We start from the raw sequence: 18,947 nt of genomic DNA on the forward strand, positions 1-18,947 counted from the left end.
TTGATATCACAATATAGAAACTAAACTTTGTTTCCACATAGAAATAGGCTAAGGTTCTATTGTTAAATTAAAATATGATTGATTCCAAGTATTATATTCCATACAGATTAGAAAAATAAATCCAATTATGAAAAAAGGTATTGCTATATATACCAAATCATAAAAATAAAGAAGAAATCATGATTGAAAACGATTATATGTATAAGTATATTATAACATATCGAAGCAACAATTACACTAGGTAGAGCTTTTTTGGAGTCAATCATTTTTTTTGTGTAAGTTCATTTTTTATTTTCCAATAAATCATATTTAAAATTCCCACAAAGTATTTCAAATTGATTTAAAGCTAATGACCAATCTTTTATAGGCATAGTCCATTTTTTAGCCGCATTTTGCAAGGCTAAAAATATTATCTTTTGAATTGATTTATCATCTGGAAATACACCTTNTATAGAAAAATAACCGTTTTTCTTTTTCCGCATATTAAAAACTCTTGATTCCCCTTAGCTCCTAGTATTGGACTTGCTATTATACCGAATATTTTAAAATTATGCTCTTTCTCAAGCCAATCTTTGATTTTATCGCATACTTTTTGATGTAAGAGAGGATTTTTAATAACTCCTCCCTGCGCTACTTCATGCTTTTCAACCTCAAACTGCGGTTTTATTAAAGCAATAAGCATGCAATCTTCTTTAACTAAATTTAGTGCAGTCGGTAATATAGTAGTTAAACTAATAAAGCTGGCATCGCAAACAATTAAATCAGGCTTCGTTATTATTTGTTTATCGGTTAAATATCGTGCATTAGTCTTCTCAAGTACCTTAATGTGTGGATTGTCGCGTAATTTAGGATGAAGTTCGCCATAACCGACATCTACGGCAAAAATTAATTTTGCTTTACGCTCAAGTAACACTTCCGTAAAACCGCCGGTGCTACTACCGATATCAATACAAACTAAATTTTCGGGATCAATTTTAAAATAATCCAAAGCGGCAATTAATTTTAATGCTCCTCTTGAAACATAATTATGCTGCGGTAGCTTTACCTTAATGTCGGTGTCATTTATATTAACCTGTATCCCAGGCTTAATTAACTGCTCATGCTTATTATGTACTTTACCTTGGATAATCAAACTTCGTGCTATGGTAATATCTGTTACAAAACCTTTTTGCAGCAAATATTCATCAAGCCTTATTTTAGTCATTACTGTTTAAATTTGAATTTAACTTATGTTATAAGGGCCCATTAGATAGAAAATATACAATTTGTCTAATTGAAAGTTACAGTTTCAATTAGACATAATATATTTGAGCCATACAATAATGCTGCAACTGAAGGGAACATGGTAATCTAGAAAAATATTCAAACCCTAACCAATATATGTCTTTTCTTACCGGCAGAGAGCTTTATAACATTTTTATCGAGTAAGAAATTAGTGTTAATTATCATATTTTCATCTTCGACTAATCTATCATTTATCTTAGCACCATTCCCTCTTATAAGCTTGCGTGCTTCAGATTTAGAAGTAGCAAACCCTGCTTCATGAAATAATTCATATGCACTAATACCTGCTTGTAATACTTCCTGCTCTAAAACAACGGTAGGTAAATTCTCATCGATTTGTCCTTCTTCAAATATCTTTACTGCAGTTTCTAGAGCTGATTTTGCTGCCTGCTCCGAGTGACAAAGCTTAGTTAGCTCATAAGCAAGCTGTTTTTTAGCTGCATTAATATCTTCTGCTGCTAAACTCTCAAACCTATTAAACTCTTCTTGAGTGAACTCGCTATATAATTTGGCAAATCTAACTATGTCGGCATCTTCGCAGTTACGCCAATATTGGTAATAATCATACGGGCTTAGCAAATCTTCATTAAGCCATACCGCTCCCGCAGCAGTCTTGCCCATCTTAGCACCGGAGCTAGTCGTAAGTAGCGGTGTCGTCATACCGAATACTTCTTTGCCGCTTATTTTACGAATTAAATCCGCTCCCATTACGATATTGCCCCACTGATCACTACCGCCAAGCTGCAAGCTGCAATTGTAATGCTTGCTTAAATAGTAAAAATCATAGGCTTGCAATAACATATAGTTAAATTCTAAGAAGCTTAAATGCTGCTCACGCTCAAGCCTTAGTTTTACCGAATCCATAGTCAGCATACGGTTTACCGAGAAATAGCTACCGAAATCCCGTAGAAAATCTAGATAATTTAACGAATCTAACCACTCTGCGTTATCCAGCATAATAGCATCACTTTTACCGTCACCGAATTTGATAAACTTCGACAAAGATTTTTTAATACCTTCGGCATTTTTAGCTATATCTTCTTTGCTTAAAATTTTGCGCACTTCGTCTTTCCAAGTAGGATCACCGATTTTACTCGTACCGCCGCCGATAATTACAATAGGCTTATGCCCGTGCTGCTGAAGCAATCGCAGAATCATTATCTGCATTAAACTACCGATGTGGAGTGATGTAGCAGTACAGTCAAAGCCTATATACGCAGCTATTTTTGTTTCTTTCGTTATAGCAGTTAACCGATCCAAATCGGTACATTGATGGAAATATCCTTTATTTATAAACTCTTCTATAAAACGCATATATTATTTCTTATTTTTTAAAAATTCCTTTTTTGCTTTTCTGCTAGGAAATAAAGTGTTAAGGAAAATAGCATCTTTATCACCTTTTATATAAAGTACTGCATATACTTGCGCAATCATTCGAACATATAAAATTTTTTGACCTTTATATTTCTCTTGATTATGATGTAATTTAATATCTAATAAATTACCGTCAGCAATCGACTGTATTATTTCTTCAAAGCCTATACCACGCTCATGCAATAACTTAACGTTCTTTTCATGATTATATCTATACTTGGTCATAATATTTAGAGTTTAGTAGTGTCTGAATGAATTAGCATATTAAGATAGGTCTGATAAGGCAAACCATGCTTAGAAGCTTTAATTTTTATTGCTTCTATATCATGTTCTTCAATCCTAATAGTAACAGATCTTTTTTTACTAAGATGTGCTTTTGCAAATTTTTGAAGCAAAGCTATTTCACTTCTATCATCAATTTTTTGCTGCTTTTCAAAATTATCTTCAATATCTTGTTCGTAAGAATCTAGTTTGATACTCATAATACAAACATTTTCAATGTTATAAATAATGTAAGTACTTTGTCAATACTTGATATATTAGATTATCATGCGAATATTTGTAAAAGCAGCAATATCAACGGCTGCATGGAGATTTTATGTTCATTCTACAGTTGCTATGGGGATTTGTGTTGGAGCAGCTCTTGCATATTCGCCGGAGAACACATTTGAGTTATTAAAAAATACGACTTATACAGGCATAGAAGCAGCAAAATTTGCTTATGAAAATACAGCAGGGATAGTAAACGGAATAGCCGGTTTATCTCATCTTGTGTATGATAACTTACCAAGCTACAGCGAAACTCCTCAAGTGGATCTAGCCGGTAGCATAGAAATTTCATGGGTAAATGCTGTTGCATAACTCTCTAAAATAGCCAATAACTAAAAAAGCTGATTATGTCATTCCTGCAAACCAGGGACGTTGTTGCATAAATCGGCGTCATTCCCGCAAGACATTGTTGCGTGAATCAGTAAAATCCACTGTGTCATACCGTGGTTTGACCACGGTATCCAAAAAAATAACTTAAAACACTGGGGGTGCCCGCTGCTGCAAGAAGACATTGCCTGCGTAGATCGATTCCACCATTGTCACCCCGTAGCCTGTACCTGCTGGGTCCAATTAAAAATACTAGTATTTTTTTATCATATTTATGAATCCCGTGGTCAAGCCACGGTATGATAACAGGAAATCGATCCACACAGGCAATGCCCCACGGGAATGACATAGAATAAAAACTGTCCGGTTACCTTACTGATATCTGTTATATTTTATAATAATAAAAATTTTTTTAAATGCATCTTTTTTATTCCTAAAACCCTTTTTCAAAGAGCTACAGGAAAAATTAATATTACCGGCTTGAGCCGTGTCCAGTCCTTCATTTTTTATTTTCTCTATATCCTTACTACTTGGTACTACAACGGCAATATGCCCTGCTCTTTTTGGATTAGCATTTTTATATACGGATACAACAAAATATCCTTGATTAGCAAATTTTTGTGCTTGAATAAAACTATCATCACGATTTCCTGCTTTAACAAAATGCCATCCGTTCTTCGTCTGTTTCAAGCCACTCAGCTTGCTTATTTGATAAAGTAGGTATAAATTTCTTTATCGCTTTCAGGATGAGGAAGTAGAGACTGATTTGGCAGCCCCAAGGCCGCACTAGCAGCATACGCAAAACAACTACAATGAGTCAAACGCTTTAACTTAGGAGAATTATATTTTTCTGTTTCTTCTAATAAAGTTTCTCCCGACTTACAATTTATTACATTACCTTTCTGCCACTTTTCCTCAACATTTAAAGAGCTAATTACTGCTAAATTTTTTTTAGCACTTTCTGATATATTGTCTGCTTGTGCAGTCATATTAATCCAAAGTAAGTAAATTATGATTAATTTTATTTTATTCATTTTTTTCTCATATCAATTTATGAACCTCTATATACAATATATAATATGATAATTTGACTATTAATTGTAATTTTTTATATTTTATTATTCAGAGAAACATAAGAACACTCTATGTTTCTTGACAAATGCTATGCTTTTATATATGCTTCTTCGTATGTTAGCAACAAGAAATAAGGCTTAGAAATAAGTACTTCAAACTTAGCACCCGTAGCTCAATTGGATAGAGTATATGACTACGGATCATAAGGTTAGGGGTTCGACTCCTCTCGGGTGCGCCATTTTTCAATTTCTTTCACTTTTATGAATGAATCAAACGGTGGACGCAGCATAAAATCAAGCTTTTCAGGTTTGTAGAAGTCAAGATTTGATCTTACAGACACTATAAATTTTGCACCTGATTGTCAGTTAAATTTTGACTGTCAGAGACGTATTCAAGATACAAGATTTCATTATTCTTTTCAACAGCTAATTTTTTACTATCCTTAAAAGTTTGCATAGGAGTTTTTCCATAACAATATTTTCCTGAATGTGGTCGCTCATTATTGAAATGCTCTAACCAAATATCAAAATCTAATTGTAAATCATCAAGATCTGTATAAATCTTTTTCCGCATAGCTGTATCAAAGAATTCTTGTTTCATGGTTTTATTAAAACGCTCACACATACCATTTGTTTGAGGAGAATATGCTTTAGTAGTAGTATGCTCTATACCTTCAATACTTAGAAATAATTCAAAAGCATGATGCTCTATATTTCCCTTATATTCTGCCCCACAATCTGTAAGAATACGAAGTATTGGTATCCCTTGAGTCTCGTACCATGGTAACACGCGGTCATTAAGCATATCAGCAGCAGTTAAAGCTGTTTTATCAGTATATAGTTTAGCATCAGCTACCCTAGTATAGCTATCAATAAATACCTGAGAATAAACCTTACCTATACCTTTGAAATTACCTACATAATACGTATCCTGACATCCTAAATAACCTGGATGCTGCGTCTCAATTTCTCCATGAGCTTCTTTTTCATTACGACGCTTCTCTAGCACTTGTAATTGAGATTCAGTAAGAACAATACCATCCTGAGCCATCTTTGCTTCTAATGCTTTAAGCCTTTTACTGATATTGTTTAAATCATTACGTAACCAAATTGATCTCACTCCTCCAGGCGATACAAGTATACCGCTCTTCTTAAGCTCATTTTATACTCTTAGCTGTCCATATGCTGGATATTCTATTGCCATATCCATTACTGCTTTCTCTATCGCTGGATCAACTCTATTCGCTATTATTGGCTTTCTTCGACTAATTTCATACAATGCCTCTTCGCCACCAGTTTCATACAGTTCTTTAAATCTGTAATAACTATCTCTACTATAGCCCATCGCTTTACATGCTGACGATATGCTATCAAGACTCTTAGCTAGTTCTAGTAACCCTATTTTTGGCTTTATTATTTTTTGATTTAAGTTCATTTTTCATCTCCATTTAATAATTAATTTATTTTACTAAATGTAAGATTTAATCTCAACTATTACAAGTTATCTCCCAGTTGAGATGTTTCTTTTTGACTGATCGTTTAAAGCTTTCCGTTGTACCATACTATTACCTTTAGTGCTTGCTCTTATTTTAACCATTCCTGTTGGAATGGCACTTCCAATATTTAAAGCTTTCTGTAGTATTGTTCTAGGTATGTAACTAAATCCTATATCATGTTTTTTACTGTTTTCTAAGTTTTTCTCTAAATTAACCAGATGACTAGAGCCGACACTTGCAATTACATTATATCCTTTACCACGCATCTCATTAATTACGCTCGTCATATATTGTGCACGATTCTCATTATAAAGCGGTGTATCTTTTAAGTGTTCTAGATTTTTACCTTCTAAACTGATAATTTTAATTATTTTCTCCTAAAGCCTCAACGCTCTTCTCAAATATTGAATTATCAATATCATTACCGTCTACTAAAATCGTCATGTTACCTGGAATGCTTTTTAAGCTTTCCGCACCTAAATTGGTTATGTTATTATCTCTTAGATCTCCTAATTTAATGTTCATAAGCGCTAATTTTTTTAGAGAATTGTTTTTTTGTAGCATGTTCGCTATTGCTTCAAAACCTAGATCTCCTATTTCAATATTATTGCTTATTAGTAAAGTTTCTAACTCTTTATTTTCGGTTAATGCAGTAGTAAGTTCTTTTATATTATTATGGGTTAAATTATTGTTATTAAGATTTAGAGTTTTTAACCATGGATTTAATTTTAAAGCAGATGCTATATATTTTATTCCATCTCCTAAGTTATTTGTTTTAAATCGAAAGTATCAATAGATGTTGAGGTTAAAAACCTTCAATTACTTCTGCACTTTTTTCGGAGATTCTTGTTTCATTTAATATTAATTCTTTAATATATTGATTAGCCATTAAAGCATGCAGTAATTTTATGACTCTCTCGTTTCTAAGGTTATTATACCCTAAATTTAACGACATTAATTTTGCACTGCTAATATTATTTCGTCTATCCCTTCGGTAGTAATATTCATTTGTCCTATATCTAAGGATTTTAACGGTAGTTTTGAATGAAACAACTCACTAATAATTGCTGCTCCTTTATTTCCTACTTCACTACTACCTAATGCTAAAGAACTTAAATTAGAGTGGTTTTTAATAGCATCTATTAATATTCTTAAATCTTCTATTTTCAGCGAAATAGAATTTAAAGATAAATATTCAAGATAGGTATTATCTGCTAAAGCATCAATAAGAATTTTTATTTTTTCACTATCTAAAGAAGTAGAATTCAGGTTTAAATGTGATATTTGATTTAACTTTACAATTTTACTTAGATTTTTTATATCATCGTTACTAAGGTTGCTGCCATATAAATCAATTTCTTTTACTACAGTATTTTTCTCTAAAGTTTTAATTACAATTGACAAAAAACTACTATCTTCTTCATAAGGTAGCTCTACACGAACAATTTCAGGATCATTATTATTAATTTTCTGCAACAATAAATCATTTCGACTGAGGTCAATTTTTTGTCTTTTGGGAGACTCATCTTTCTTAACATCATCTATGCTAGGTCACAGTGTTTATTCCAAAGGACGTTTTAAATCTTCTCTCGTCTTTAACTCTTGTGCCACTTCTCTCATATTAAACTCTTGTTTTAAATTAATAATATTTTTCTAATTCTGTATTTCTATTTTAGAATTATTAATAAATTACTAAATTTTTCATATTTTTTCAACTTATATTTTATTTTTATGAGATTATACTGATAATCTCTTCTAATATATTTAAGTAATGAAGTTAGATATGGTTTGAGAATAGTACGAAATTTATGTTGCAGTGAATGGAAAATATGGTCTAATTAGCAACGTAAATTGATCTTTCATGATAAGACTCCATATTACGCACTAATAGCACCTGCTACTAAACCGCCTATAATACCGCCTACAGAACTTGCTTGTGCTACTAAAGATACCGGTTCTAAGGTAGTACTCGTATTACTTTTAAAATCTCTTTAGTTCTAGTTGTATTTAATTTTTCAGGTTCAACTTTTTCTTGGTAAATTTTAGGTAATTGAGTATCCAAGACATTTTTAAGTTCAGGGCTATCTTTTGCTTTATCTATTCAAGTAGTAACTACTAACTCTGCTTGCTTCACATAATTAGCTTTAATATTTTCTAAAGTTTTTTCTTTCTATCTAAACGCTTATCTTCTTTTACTTCTAAAGTTTCTTTTCCAACATTGTAAGCAACGGCTGATAAAGAAAGTGCAGCAAGCCCACAACCCCGACTGGAGTGGGATTAAGGACTAACGATACTGCAACGCCGCCAATTCTAGCCGCACGTCTTACTGCTTTACTATCTAATGTTTTATATGTTTTCTCTAGAACATTTGCTGCAGTTTCACCACCGGGTAGTGTCCTGATTTTATTTAATGCCTTATCGGCTAAACCGGGACTTGGGGGACCTTTTTCTTTAATTTTTGCACCTTGCTGAAGTGTATCAACCGGATCATAAGCTTTTGCTACTTTTTCTCCAACGTTAATTACTCCTTCTACTAATATGAATAGGACTAGCGATAACTTTACTGCCCTCCTGTACCACTTCGATTGCTACTCCACTTGCAGCGATTCCGGCACAAGCAACTCTAGCACCGTAAAGTGCCGTATCCTCTTGCAGCGTTCTTTTTCCTGCTGGCTTATTTCACGATTGCCGTTCTCCTGTGGAGGCTCAAAAGCTTTTGTTTGTGCTGCTTCTAAAAGCTCTACTCTTTCAGGGGTATTTATTGAAGATTTAAGCTTATTATCTTCTGCTACATTTTTTATTCCTTCTTCAGGAGTATTAATAGATGATTTACTGCTTAAATTTTCTTTACTCACGCATATCTCATAAAATTATGTTCTATGTTATTTCACATTCTATGTCATTCCCGCGAAAGCGGGAATCCATCTTTTAAAAAGTATAAACAAATAATGCTTTTATCGATTCTTGATTACTGGATTCCCACTTTCGCGGGAATGACATCAGAACTAGCTAGAAATGATACAAAAGAACACTCACCTCTTCCCCATCGCATAGCTAGTAATCAAGTTTTTTACAGGTTTAAAATTATTTATCACCTTAAATCCTATTTGTCTTAAACATCTTAAATTTTTGGAATAATTTGAAAAAACATTATTTAACTCATCAGTCAGCTTATACATAATAAAATTATCCTCTTGCCTTAGCTTTTGATATTCTTGTAATGTGCCATTATTACTAACTATCATACTCAAAATCTCTATATCCTTTATGCCCTGATTAAGCCCTTGTCCGGCGAGCGGATGTACTGTGTGGGCAGTGTCGGCAATAAGCACTATACGGTTATGAAAATATCTATTTGCTATACGGGCTTTTAGTGGAAAGCTACTAATCTCACTATCAATAGTAATTTTACCTAGGGAATTACCGGCATTTCTTTGAGTTAAAAACCTCACTTCTTCTACAGGCAAATTAACAATTAAAGCAGCCTGATCAGAAGAAGTGGACCATATTACGGATGAAGCATATTGATCTTTTAAAGGCAGCAAAGCAAAAGGACCAAGCGGCAGGAAATGCTCCATAGCACAATTTTCATGCGGCTTTTCATGCTTAATATTAAATGTAAGAGCAGTTTGATAAGGTTTCTCAATTTCATTAGCAAAGTAATGAGACCTCACTTTTGAATTTGCTCCGTCACATATAATTAATAAATTACACTTAATTTGTTTATCATTAAATTTTATAATCGAGTAGTCATTATGGCTTATAACCTCTTGATATTGATTATTATCAATTAATGTTATCAACGGATTATTAGTTATTTTTGACAATAGCATTTTTTTAAAGTCACTATTCTTAACCACATATCCAAGTACAGCGTCAGCGTCATTTCGTAAGTCTAATATCTCTGAAGCCTTATTATCTACTACATATATGTCTTGCATTTCTGCTACAAACTTCTCAAGCGCTTCCCATATATCAATAGAGAATAAGAAATTTTTAGAATGCGGCGTTAAAGCAGTAGTTCTTATATCTTTAAAAAACTCTGGGCTTTTTACCGATTTACTCTCGAATATAGTAGTTTTTATACCCTTTTGTGCAAAAGAAAGCGCCGTTAACATGCCGCTAAGACCGCATCCTAAAATTACCGTATTAGACATCTTCCCACACTCTACTTCTAGAGGTAATTTGTGCGTCGATCCGATACTCGCATCCTCACGTACGCTTGTGTACGCTGCGGTGCTGCGTTTCGTGTCTCCTACAAATTCCTCTCTATAAGCGAATTTGGCAAGATGTCTATCAATCTGTTTTGTTTTCATTCGATTCATTTATGAAATATTTTAAATATCCGTTTGTTGCTATAAAGCTTAGAAGAAAATAAATAATTGCTATATCCAAATATGAACTATTGCCTGAGTATAAACCTAAACAACAAATCAATAAACTCACTAAAGTCGTGAAGCTATTTAAAATCAATAAATTTGTAAAAATATCCGTTTTGCTGATAAATAGGTAGGTTATTAAGCAAATAAATAATGAAATAATAATTAAAAAGATGTTAAGCATAATTTTTAAAATCAGTTTTACTGTTGGATACACAATCGTCGTCGTCATTGCGAGGAAATTACGAAGTAATTGACGAAGCAATCTCAGGAGCTTGTTATTATTTCATGAGATTGCCACGCTCCCTACGGTCGGTCGCTCGCAATGACGACTTGGATATCCTACCCCTCTCATTATATATAATCATTTATAACACTACAAACTGCAAATAAAATTAACTAAAATTCCTTAAATAATTTTAATATTATGTAATCTTAGCCAACCTTTACATTATAAATAGCTATTGTGACAAAAATGTTATAAAAAAATGTTGCTTTCTTTTACATTCGGCATTAACGTATATATTTAGGTTCTTACGTACGATTTCTAAAAAGATTTAATTTTGACTATTTTTTGCTGCAAATTATAAGATTTTTTTTGAAATATGAATAACTAATTCTTTCAAAAATCTTATTAATTTTCGCTAAAAAATATCGTAAAATAGTAAATCAATTAGAAATCGTACGCAAGAACCTAGTATTAATATTTTTAAGGTAAATTGTAATGTCACAACTAGATGTTTTAATAGTAGATGATGAAGAGAGTATACGAAATCTCATTGCTGCAAATTTGAAAGATGAAGGTTTTAACCCTAAGGTTGCCGCTAATAGTACTCAAGCCCTTAAAATACTTTCCGAAAAACCGGTCTCTGCAGTTATACTTGATATTTGGCTTCAAGGAAGCGAAATTGACGGGCTTGGGATTTTAGAGATAATTAAAAAACGCTATCCTTTAATGCCGGTAATAATTATTAGCGGTCACGGTACTATAGAAACAGCAGTAAATGCTATAAAAATGGGTGCTTACGATTATATAGAAAAACCATTTAATAATGATAAATTAGTTATTTTACTTACAAGAGCTTGTGAAGTAACAAAGTTAAAACGCGAAAATATAGATTTAAAATCAAAGGTTATAGATAAAACTGAATTAGTAGGCGGATGTTCGGTAACTTTAAAATATAAAATGGCCATAGAAAAGGCAGCTAGTTCTAGCAGTCGTATAATGATTCACGGTAAAGTCGGTAGCGGTAAAGAACTTGCAGCAAGATTAATTCATAAACAATCTAAAAGGGCTAATAATCCGTTCATTATTTTCAGCCCTACCTGTATGACTACGGAAAAAATCAATCAAGAATTATTCGGCGAATCGGAAAAGCAGGCAAATAATAAACGCCCTACTATCTTAGAATTTGCCAATAACGGTACTTTATATATAGATGAGGTCAGTAATATTCCTATTCCTATCCAAGTAAAATTATTAAAATTCCTTAAAGATCAAACTATTACAAAACCTTGCGGAAAAAATATTAAAATTGATATAAAAATTATCACCGGTACTTCTAAAAATATACAAGATGAAGTTAATAACGGCAAATTCCTAGAAGATCTATATTATCGCCTTAATGTATCCTCTCTAAAAGTACCTTCATTATATGAAAGAAAAGAAGATATACCGCTACTCGTTAAGTATTTTGTTAAGCAACTTTCAAAATTTTCAGGTTTAAAAGAACGTAGCTTTGCCGATGAAACTATTGCTGCTCTTCAATCCTATGAATGGCCGGGCAATATTAGACAATTACGTAACGTTGTTGAATGGACTTTAATTATGAATCCGTTAACTACAGGTAATAATGAAATTATCAAACCTTATATGATACCTTCTGAAATATTAGCAAATAGTACTAATCTTACAAAACTTGAAGATAGCTTTGATATGTTATCTATGACGCTTAGAGAAGCTAGAGAAGTTTTTGAGCGTCAATATCTATCGGCACAAATGAGTCGTTTTAATAATAATATTTCAAAAACATCCTCATTTGTTGGTATGGAAAGATCGGCTTTGCATCGTAAATTAAAATTATTAAGCTTACATATACCTCCTACAAATAGAATAAATGAAGAAGAATATGAGGAAGCAAATGCTTAAAGTCATATCAATAATTACGATTTATTTGTTATTAAGCAGCTGCTCCGAATCTACTCGTGATGCGAACGGATTACTTACGGATAGCCAAAGTACGGTAATTCGGAATTATATAATATCGCAAAATTCTAAAAACCTTAAAGTGAACCTTAAAGAGAAGTTCGGTTCAAATTTAAAAGGAGTAAAATTAATAGGAGTACAGCTAATAAATGAAGATTTATCAGGAATAGATTTGACTTCCTGCGAAATATTACGTGCTGATTTTGCAGGTAGCAATTTAGACAAAGCAATACTTACAAATGCTATAATTCAAGAAAGTAATTTTGCAGATTCGGTAATAAAAAATATTTCCGGATATAATTCTGACTTTCAAGGTTCAATTTTTCACAATATAACATTACAAAATACAAATTTTGTTCAATCAAATTTTAGCGATACTACTTTTAATAAAACTACTATAATAAATGTCAACTTTGAAAATTCTAAATTTAGTCATGTATTATGGAGCAATAATACTATCGACGGTGTTAATTTTCAAAAAGCTAACCTAAAGAATAATAGTTTTAAAAATACTAATATAACAAATTCAATATTTTACGGTACGGATTTAGAAAAAAGTGTAATAAATAATACCAATTTTACTAATAATTATTTTGAATCTAGCAACCTAAGTCAAACTACATTAACAGCAGTAATAATTAAGGATTCTAACTTCACACAAAGTATTTTTAATGAAGTAAATTTTAATAACGTACAAAGTAATAACTCTTGCTTTTCATACGCTTCCTTTCAAGATTCAACATTACAAAATATTAGCCTTACTAAATGTGATTTACAAAATAGTACAATTAGTAGTTCAGTTTTAAATCATTTTAAAATCGATAATGCGATATTAAATAATATGAGTCTAAACGATAATAAATTTAATAATTTATCAATAAAAAATAGTAATGCTAATTTTGTAAGGATTAATAAAACTAAAGGCTCAAATATTACTTTAGATAATATTAGCTATACTAATAATATTTTTAGCAATAATGATTTTAAACAATTTATAGTGATTAATACTGACTTAAACAGCAGTGAAATAATAAACTCAAATATAACTAACGGACAATTTAATAATATAAATTTTTCTAAATCTTTAATACAAAACGTAAATTTTTCAGATGTTAAAATTACTTTAGGCAATTTAAACCAAGTAGCTCTAATAAATTCCAATCTAACAAATACTGCGGTTATTAATTCCGTCCTTTCTAATTCGCAAATAAATAATATTAACTACCAAGCGTATTCCGGTTTTATTAATACTAATATTTCTAATAATATTATTTTAAATAGTGATAATTCGAACAAAATTCTACCAAATAATATAGTAATAAGTTCGGTAAAAGATTTGCAAAAAATAACTCACTTAGCAAATATGAATTTAACAAATTTTGACTTGAGCAACTTAATATTTGATAGAGTAGATTTTTCAAATAGTATCTTTAAAAATGCTAACCTAACAAATACGGTAATAAAAAATTCTATTTTAAAAGAGGCTAATTTTTCTGCAGCAATACTTACTAAAACAGATTTTTCAAACTCAATATTAACAGATAGTATATTTAAATTAGCTAAAATTGATCAGGCGGGCTTTAATAACTCCGACCTAACAAATGCCGATTTTACCGAAGCAGCAATTAAAGATACTTCGTTTGATAAAGCTAAGACAAGCGGAATGAACGGAGTAGAATAATCTTTAAATACCTTGGTCCTTATACGAATATTCAGTATGTCATTCCCGCGAAAGCGGGAATCCAGTAAAACATATAAAAAATTTTTTATATGCTTATTTTGTTAAAGGTATAATTTTGTCCAATATTAAGGGTTATTTTTCTAGATGCCTGCTTTCACAGGAATAACATAGCATTTACCTTTGGTTGCTCTTGGAAGACCTTGCTTTATTAGTAGGAGTATTAGACGGTGTAAATGAATTATTATTTATAAAAGCAGTAGGACTTTGCTGCTTCATTCTATTAATAATTTGTTGTTGTTTAAGAGTATTTATCTTTTGTTTTCCGGCTATCCTTATAGATTTAGTAATTTTGGCAGTTTCTACAAATATTTCCTTAGGAGTTTGCAGCTGATCAATTCGCTCATAATGTTTTTTAAGAAACTCTTCTTTTATCTTTGGCTTTATTCCTTTCAAATCAACATATGTTCTATATAACTTCTTTAATTTTATTTGTTGCTTGGAAGATTTGTGAGGAAGTGATTTAATCGAATTAACAAGACTACTACCTATTTCTTTTATAATATTAACTGCAGGCGAAGCTATTTTCTTTATTCCTTCATAAATTTTACCTAACCCACTAGCAATAACATCTAATAGTTTAGGCACATATTCTTTAGATATAGGGGGTATATCCCTAATAATATCTCTCGCTTCAGTTAGATTATTAGCTAAATGGAGTAATGCTTTTTTCTCCTCTAACTCGGTAGAGCGATTAGCATATGAACTAGCTATATCTGCCTGAGCATCTATAGTATCGGTAATTATTGATTTAGTATCATTAAAAGAAAGATCTATAGGTGTCTTTTTTTGCGTTATAGGACTGTCTTCTCTTAATTTATCTAGCCTATCACGTATTGCTTGGTCTTTTTGATCATTAAGGCTTTTACTTTTTTGTTCTAGTTTAAGCTCAGATTGCAGCTGCTCAATTAGATCGTCTACTTCATTACCAGATTTTTTTATGGGGATATAAGGTCTATCTTGGAGCTTTGCAAACCTTTCTTCTAATTCTTCAAGTGATGGAGGAGTGCCTTTAAGTTTTGCTAGTCTTTCTTCTAATTCTTTTATTATTTGATCGTCCTGCTTTTTCTTAGACATATATATACCTCTATAATAATTCCTAAGTTTTGTAAAAGAACATTAATAAGATTTTTGCAATAATAGTTATTCCTATTTCAAAAAAATCTTATGATTTACAACAAAAAATAGATTAATTTAATTTTCCGCACGCAAAGCCTAGTTATTAATAACACAAACTACTAACTAAAATAAAGTATTTTTTGATATGAGTTAAGATATAATTATATAAAGCTAGCATTATCCGCATGGATCAGTTTTGCCATTGTCACCTAGTTCCTTGATCACGGGGTCTAGTTAAAAATACTAATATTATTAATATTTTAAGTTGTTTTCTGGATACCACACAATTCAGCTAATTCTGCACATGCCTTATTTTCTCATATAACTTTAAACATTTTTCTTTTTTAACCATTCCCTAACTTCGTCAGTAGTGTAAGTTTTAAAATCAGGGGCATTAAATTCTTTGCAAAGCAATTTTAGCCTCTTCTGAATCTTCTTGTATTTCCTGTAGATAATATTCAATTGCTTTACATACTATAGCCCTTTTGATCTGTCTAAGTTTTTTGCTGACTATGCTAAACTATTATTTAGTTCGTCCGAAATAGTTAAATTCAGTCTTGCCATCTTGTAACCTATCTTTAATTAATAACACATTACGACACATAATAGCACAAACTAAAAACTGAAAAAAGCTATAAATACTTATCCAACACATCCGACATAATTTTACGAGCTACAGGGGCGGCGGCTTTACTACCGCCTCCGCCATGATCAATAAAGACGGTAACGGAATAACTAGGATCGTGATAAGGAGCGAAGCCTAAGAACAAGGCATGATTACGCCTCTCCCAAGCAATAGATTTACGGCTTAAATCATCTTTAGCATTTAGTTTGCCTTGCACCTGCGCAGTCCCGGTTTTACCAGCGAGCTGCCTATTTTTGCCTAAAATTCTATTATAATACGCCGTACCTCCCGCAACATTAACGGTATTATACAAACTTTCTTGGATTATTGTGATATTTTCGGGCTTAATATTGACATTATAAAATTCCGGATCATTTTTTAATATTCTAGGCGTATACAGTTTACCATTACTTGCAATAGCTGTAATAAACCTTGCAAGCTGCATCGGCGTTACCCCTAGAAACCCCTGTCCGATTGCTAAATTAAAACTATCTCCTATTGACCAAGGAAGCTTTAATTTTTTCTTTTTCCACTCTTTTGACGGTACAAACCCGCTACTTTCAGGAGCTAAATCAATACCGGTTTTTGAGCCGAGGCCAAATTCTCTTGCAACTTCAAGAATTTTATCCGGACCTACTATTCTTGCTAATTCATACATATAAATATTACAAGAATGCTTTAAAGCAGACATCATATCTAACGTTCCGTGTCCGCTATGATTCCAACATCTAAAGCTATTAGTACCAAGAGCAGAGCTACCGTCGCAAAAAACGGTTTTATTAGGATTAATGCCTACTTCAAGGGCTGCAAGTACGGTAATTATTTTAAAAACTGAGCCTGGAGGATAAGAATTTTGTATTACCTTATTAATTAAAGGCTTATAAGGATCACTCATTAAACTTTGCCAATAATTTTCCGATAATTTACTGAAATGATTTGATTCAAAACCTGGGGTGGAAGCACAAATTAGTACATTTCCGGTTTTAGTATCCATAACTATTGCCGAAGAACCTTTAGGATTTAAATATTGCTGGATATTTTGCTGAAGAGACGCATCGATATTTAAATGCATATCTTCACCCGATTTAGTAGGGGTGCCTGCTATTTCTCTTACCTGCTTACCGTAAGCGTTTACTTCAACTTTTTTATAACCAAATGCTCCTCTTAGTTTGTTATCGTAATATTTTTCAATACCGGATTTACCGATATTAAAATTGCTTAAACTATGTATATTTAATTCCTGCTTCTCTTGCTCATTTATTTGACCAAGATAACCGATTAAATGAGAAGTAACGCTTGAAAAAGGATAAAACCTTAAATAACCTATATCAATAAATATTGAAGCGAGTTTATGCTTTTGTTCTTCAATCATTGATACTTGCTGCCAATCAAGCTGATCAAATATTATTAAAGGAGTGTGGCGACTAGATTTTTTAATTTTTTGCTTAATATAATTATATTTTTCCGGAGATAAATTTAGAATATTACTAATTATTTCTAATTCATCCCTATAATTATTATTAATGCTCCTATCTATTACTAGCTGATAACATGGTTTATTAGTAGCTAAAATATTGCCGTCTAAATCGTAAATTCTTCCTCTAGTCGGTGGCAGTACAACGAAATTAATACGATTCTTATCCGATAAAGTCTTATATTCTTCACTTTTAATAAGCTGTAAATAAAACATTCTTATTCCAAGCAACGATAAAAATCCGAGTTTACCTAATCCGATTATAAAGGCTCTTCGTGAAATTAACTCACCATGTAGTATTTTCTTATTTAGCATACTTTTTAAAGTAATTCATAGGAGAGTCAAGTATAAGACGAATTATATTATAAGAAAATATAGTTGTTAAAAATTGAAAGAAAATTATTAAATATCCGTCTGCTTCTAGCTTCTTGATTGTTATTAGTAAATATTTAAAATTCAATATAAATAAACAATAAACGCAAAAAATAATGAAATTTATTAAATAGTTTTTAGCTACAAAATATTTTGAAGATAATTTATAAATCGTATATGCCGATAAAAAAACTAGCGAATTTGTACCGATAGGCATACCACTTATTTGATCTATAAATAGACCGAAAAAAAATATGTTAAAAATATTTAAGGAATATAACGACATAAAATAATAAATAAATATAATTTCCATCGCCGGAAAGATTCTGCTTTGAATATTTATTTTATAACTCACTAACGGAAATAATATTATAAAAAAACATAGCAAAGCAAACAGCAATTTTAATATTATTTGTAAGCTATTTTTATATATTTCCTGTTTTATCTTTAACATAAATAGTTTTTTGTTATATAGTTTTGTACTGTGTCATACCGTGACTTGATCAGCAATTAGGTTGTCATCCCACGACTTGATCGCGGGATCTATATAAACAACATTTTGTGTGGTCATTTTTACTGGACCCCGTGGTCAAACCACGGGGTGACAATAGAAAAATCGCAACCACCCAACGACCATATCAACCGTATACAAAATATAAATTAATTTTCTATTTTGTACAGTTTTAAAAAATGAATATGGATTCTACAATAACTCACAACAACTAGGGTTAGGTCTTTTATCATTATCGCTAAGCTCTAATTCTTCTTGTGCCTCGGAACTTGTGGATATAAATAGTTGTTTTGATATAATATTATTTATTGTTGTCGTAGGATCAAAAGACTTAAGCCGTGGGATAGGTATACTAGGTTTATCTGTTATATTTTTATTTTTTGACATATAAAAACCTCCTTTTTAGCTTATAAATGCGTC

The 18,947-nt window shown here is 31.5% G+C and carries 20 protein-coding genes, 1 tRNA gene and 3 pseudogenes; 6 read left to right on the forward strand and 18 right to left on the reverse strand.

What is annotated here, in order from left to right:
* Positions 1 to 409: 409 nt before the first annotated feature.
* From C4Q30_RS02145 to C4Q30_RS02160, 4 genes are all read right to left on the reverse strand, one after another.
* On the reverse strand, positions 410 to 1,204 hold the full coding sequence (locus C4Q30_RS02145; RefSeq protein WP_103897062.1) for a TlyA family RNA methyltransferase: 795 nt from the start codon (positions 1,202 to 1,204) through the stop codon (positions 410 to 412).
* 158 nt (positions 1,205 to 1,362) lie between these two features.
* Positions 1,363 to 2,598 carry a tyrosine--tRNA ligase gene (tyrS, locus tag C4Q30_RS02150; protein WP_014014468.1) on the reverse strand — a complete coding sequence of 412 codons (1,236 nt, stop codon included), beginning with the start codon at positions 2,596 to 2,598 and terminating at the stop codon, positions 1,363 to 1,365.
* Between the two features lie 3 nt (positions 2,599 to 2,601).
* On the reverse strand, positions 2,602 to 2,883 hold the full coding sequence (locus C4Q30_RS02155; protein WP_014365671.1) for a hypothetical protein: 282 nt from the start codon (positions 2,881 to 2,883) through the stop codon (positions 2,602 to 2,604).
* A gap of 5 nt (positions 2,884 to 2,888) precedes the next feature.
* Complete coding sequence (locus C4Q30_RS02160; RefSeq protein ID WP_103897063.1) at positions 2,889 to 3,140, reverse strand: CopG family antitoxin; 252 nt, start codon at positions 3,138 to 3,140, stop codon at positions 2,889 to 2,891.
* Positions 3,141 to 3,207: 67 nt separating this feature from the next.
* Between C4Q30_RS02160 and C4Q30_RS02165 the strand changes: the two genes are divergently transcribed.
* Positions 3,208 to 3,519 (forward strand): hypothetical protein, encoded by a 312-nt coding sequence (locus tag C4Q30_RS02165; RefSeq protein ID WP_103897064.1) that lies wholly within the window; start codon positions 3,208 to 3,210, stop codon positions 3,517 to 3,519.
* A 387-nt stretch (positions 3,520 to 3,906) separates the two neighbouring features.
* Here the strand turns inward: C4Q30_RS02165 and C4Q30_RS09475 are convergent, their stop codons facing one another.
* Complete coding sequence (locus C4Q30_RS09475) at positions 3,907 to 4,224, reverse strand: hypothetical protein (protein WP_245207430.1); 318 nt, start codon at positions 4,222 to 4,224, stop codon at positions 3,907 to 3,909.
* Between the two features lie 14 nt (positions 4,225 to 4,238).
* Positions 4,239 to 4,568, reverse strand: a complete 330-nt coding sequence (locus tag C4Q30_RS09480) for a hypothetical protein (RefSeq protein ID WP_245207431.1) — start codon at positions 4,566 to 4,568, stop codon at positions 4,239 to 4,241.
* Positions 4,569 to 4,769: 201 nt separating this feature from the next.
* Between C4Q30_RS09480 and C4Q30_RS02180 the strand changes: the two genes are divergently transcribed.
* A tRNA-Arg gene (locus tag C4Q30_RS02180) sits at positions 4,770 to 4,846 on the forward strand.
* A gap of 101 nt (positions 4,847 to 4,947) precedes the next feature.
* Here C4Q30_RS02180 and C4Q30_RS02190 read toward each other — a convergent pair.
* From C4Q30_RS02190 to C4Q30_RS02200, 3 genes and pseudogenes are all read right to left on the reverse strand, one after another.
* Positions 4,948 to 6,042 (reverse strand): annotated as a pseudogene (locus C4Q30_RS02190) (IS481 family transposase).
* A 66-nt stretch (positions 6,043 to 6,108) separates the two neighbouring features.
* Complete coding sequence (locus C4Q30_RS02195; RefSeq protein WP_245207432.1) at positions 6,109 to 6,390, reverse strand: hypothetical protein; 282 nt, start codon at positions 6,388 to 6,390, stop codon at positions 6,109 to 6,111.
* A gap of 76 nt (positions 6,391 to 6,466) precedes the next feature.
* Positions 6,467 to 6,667 (reverse strand): hypothetical protein, encoded by a 201-nt coding sequence (locus C4Q30_RS02200; protein ID WP_103897065.1) that lies wholly within the window; start codon positions 6,665 to 6,667, stop codon positions 6,467 to 6,469.
* Here C4Q30_RS02200 and C4Q30_RS02205 point away from each other — a divergent pair.
* Positions 6,651 to 6,899, forward strand: coding sequence for a hypothetical protein (locus tag C4Q30_RS02205; RefSeq protein ID WP_245207433.1), 249 nt, complete (start codon positions 6,651 to 6,653; stop codon positions 6,897 to 6,899). The genes C4Q30_RS02200 and C4Q30_RS02205 overlap by 17 nt on opposite strands.
* 9 nt (positions 6,900 to 6,908) lie before the next feature.
* Here the strand turns inward: C4Q30_RS02205 and C4Q30_RS02210 are convergent.
* Positions 6,909 to 7,648: pseudogene (locus C4Q30_RS02210) on the reverse strand (leucine-rich repeat domain-containing protein).
* A 306-nt stretch (positions 7,649 to 7,954) separates the two neighbouring features.
* Here C4Q30_RS02210 and C4Q30_RS08735 point away from each other — a divergent pair.
* Positions 7,955 to 8,098, forward strand: coding sequence for a hypothetical protein (locus tag C4Q30_RS08735; protein ID WP_198913022.1), 144 nt, complete (start codon positions 7,955 to 7,957; stop codon positions 8,096 to 8,098).
* Between the two features lie 159 nt (positions 8,099 to 8,257).
* Here C4Q30_RS08735 and C4Q30_RS10420 read toward each other — a convergent pair.
* The 4 genes and pseudogenes from C4Q30_RS10420 to C4Q30_RS02230 form a co-directional block, all read right to left on the reverse strand.
* Positions 8,258 to 8,559, reverse strand: a pseudogene (locus C4Q30_RS10420) (hypothetical protein).
* Between the two features lie 132 nt (positions 8,560 to 8,691).
* The gene (locus C4Q30_RS02220) at positions 8,692 to 8,958 is read right to left on the reverse strand and encodes a hypothetical protein (RefSeq protein ID WP_103897067.1); all 267 of its coding nucleotides are present in this window, start codon (positions 8,956 to 8,958) and stop codon (positions 8,692 to 8,694) included.
* Positions 8,959 to 9,135: 177 nt separating this feature from the next.
* Positions 9,136 to 10,419 (reverse strand): 2-octaprenyl-6-methoxyphenyl hydroxylase, encoded by a 1,284-nt coding sequence (gene ubiH / locus C4Q30_RS02225; RefSeq protein WP_103897068.1) that lies wholly within the window; start codon positions 10,417 to 10,419, stop codon positions 9,136 to 9,138.
* Positions 10,400 to 10,666, reverse strand: coding sequence for a monovalent cation/H+ antiporter complex subunit F (locus tag C4Q30_RS02230; protein WP_081497974.1), 267 nt, complete (start codon positions 10,664 to 10,666; stop codon positions 10,400 to 10,402). The genes ubiH and C4Q30_RS02230 overlap by 20 nt, the downstream gene beginning before the upstream one ends.
* 540 nt (positions 10,667 to 11,206) lie before the next feature.
* Between C4Q30_RS02230 and C4Q30_RS02235 the strand changes: the two genes are divergently transcribed.
* Positions 11,207 to 12,631, forward strand: coding sequence for a sigma-54-dependent transcriptional regulator (locus C4Q30_RS02235; RefSeq protein ID WP_024704602.1), 1,425 nt, complete (start codon positions 11,207 to 11,209; stop codon positions 12,629 to 12,631).
* Entirely contained in the window at positions 12,624 to 14,369 is a 1,746-nt protein-coding gene (locus tag C4Q30_RS02240) for a pentapeptide repeat-containing protein (RefSeq protein ID WP_103897148.1), read from the forward strand. The genes C4Q30_RS02235 and C4Q30_RS02240 overlap by 8 nt, the downstream gene beginning before the upstream one ends.
* A 174-nt stretch (positions 14,370 to 14,543) precedes the next feature.
* Here the strand turns inward: C4Q30_RS02240 and C4Q30_RS02245 are convergent, their stop codons facing one another.
* The 4 genes from C4Q30_RS02245 to C4Q30_RS02265 form a co-directional block, all read right to left on the reverse strand.
* Positions 14,544 to 15,503, reverse strand: a complete 960-nt coding sequence (locus C4Q30_RS02245; protein WP_103897069.1) for a hypothetical protein — start codon at positions 15,501 to 15,503, stop codon at positions 14,544 to 14,546.
* Positions 15,504 to 16,177: 674 nt separating this feature from the next.
* Positions 16,178 to 17,959, reverse strand: a complete 1,782-nt coding sequence (gene mrdA / locus C4Q30_RS02250; protein ID WP_103897070.1) for a penicillin-binding protein 2 — start codon at positions 17,957 to 17,959, stop codon at positions 16,178 to 16,180.
* Positions 17,949 to 18,470: a hypothetical protein gene (locus C4Q30_RS02255; protein WP_014120901.1), complete on the reverse strand. Its 522-nt coding sequence runs from the start codon at positions 18,468 to 18,470 to the stop codon at positions 17,949 to 17,951. The genes mrdA and C4Q30_RS02255 overlap by 11 nt, the downstream gene beginning before the upstream one ends.
* A gap of 249 nt (positions 18,471 to 18,719) precedes the next feature.
* On the reverse strand, positions 18,720 to 18,914 hold the full coding sequence (locus C4Q30_RS02265; protein ID WP_103897071.1) for a hypothetical protein: 195 nt from the start codon (positions 18,912 to 18,914) through the stop codon (positions 18,720 to 18,722).
* Positions 18,915 to 18,947: the final 33 nt, after the last annotated feature.

Source organism: Rickettsia fournieri (assembly GCF_900243065.1).
GTDB lineage: Bacteria > Pseudomonadota > Alphaproteobacteria > Rickettsiales > Rickettsiaceae > Rickettsia > Rickettsia rickettsii.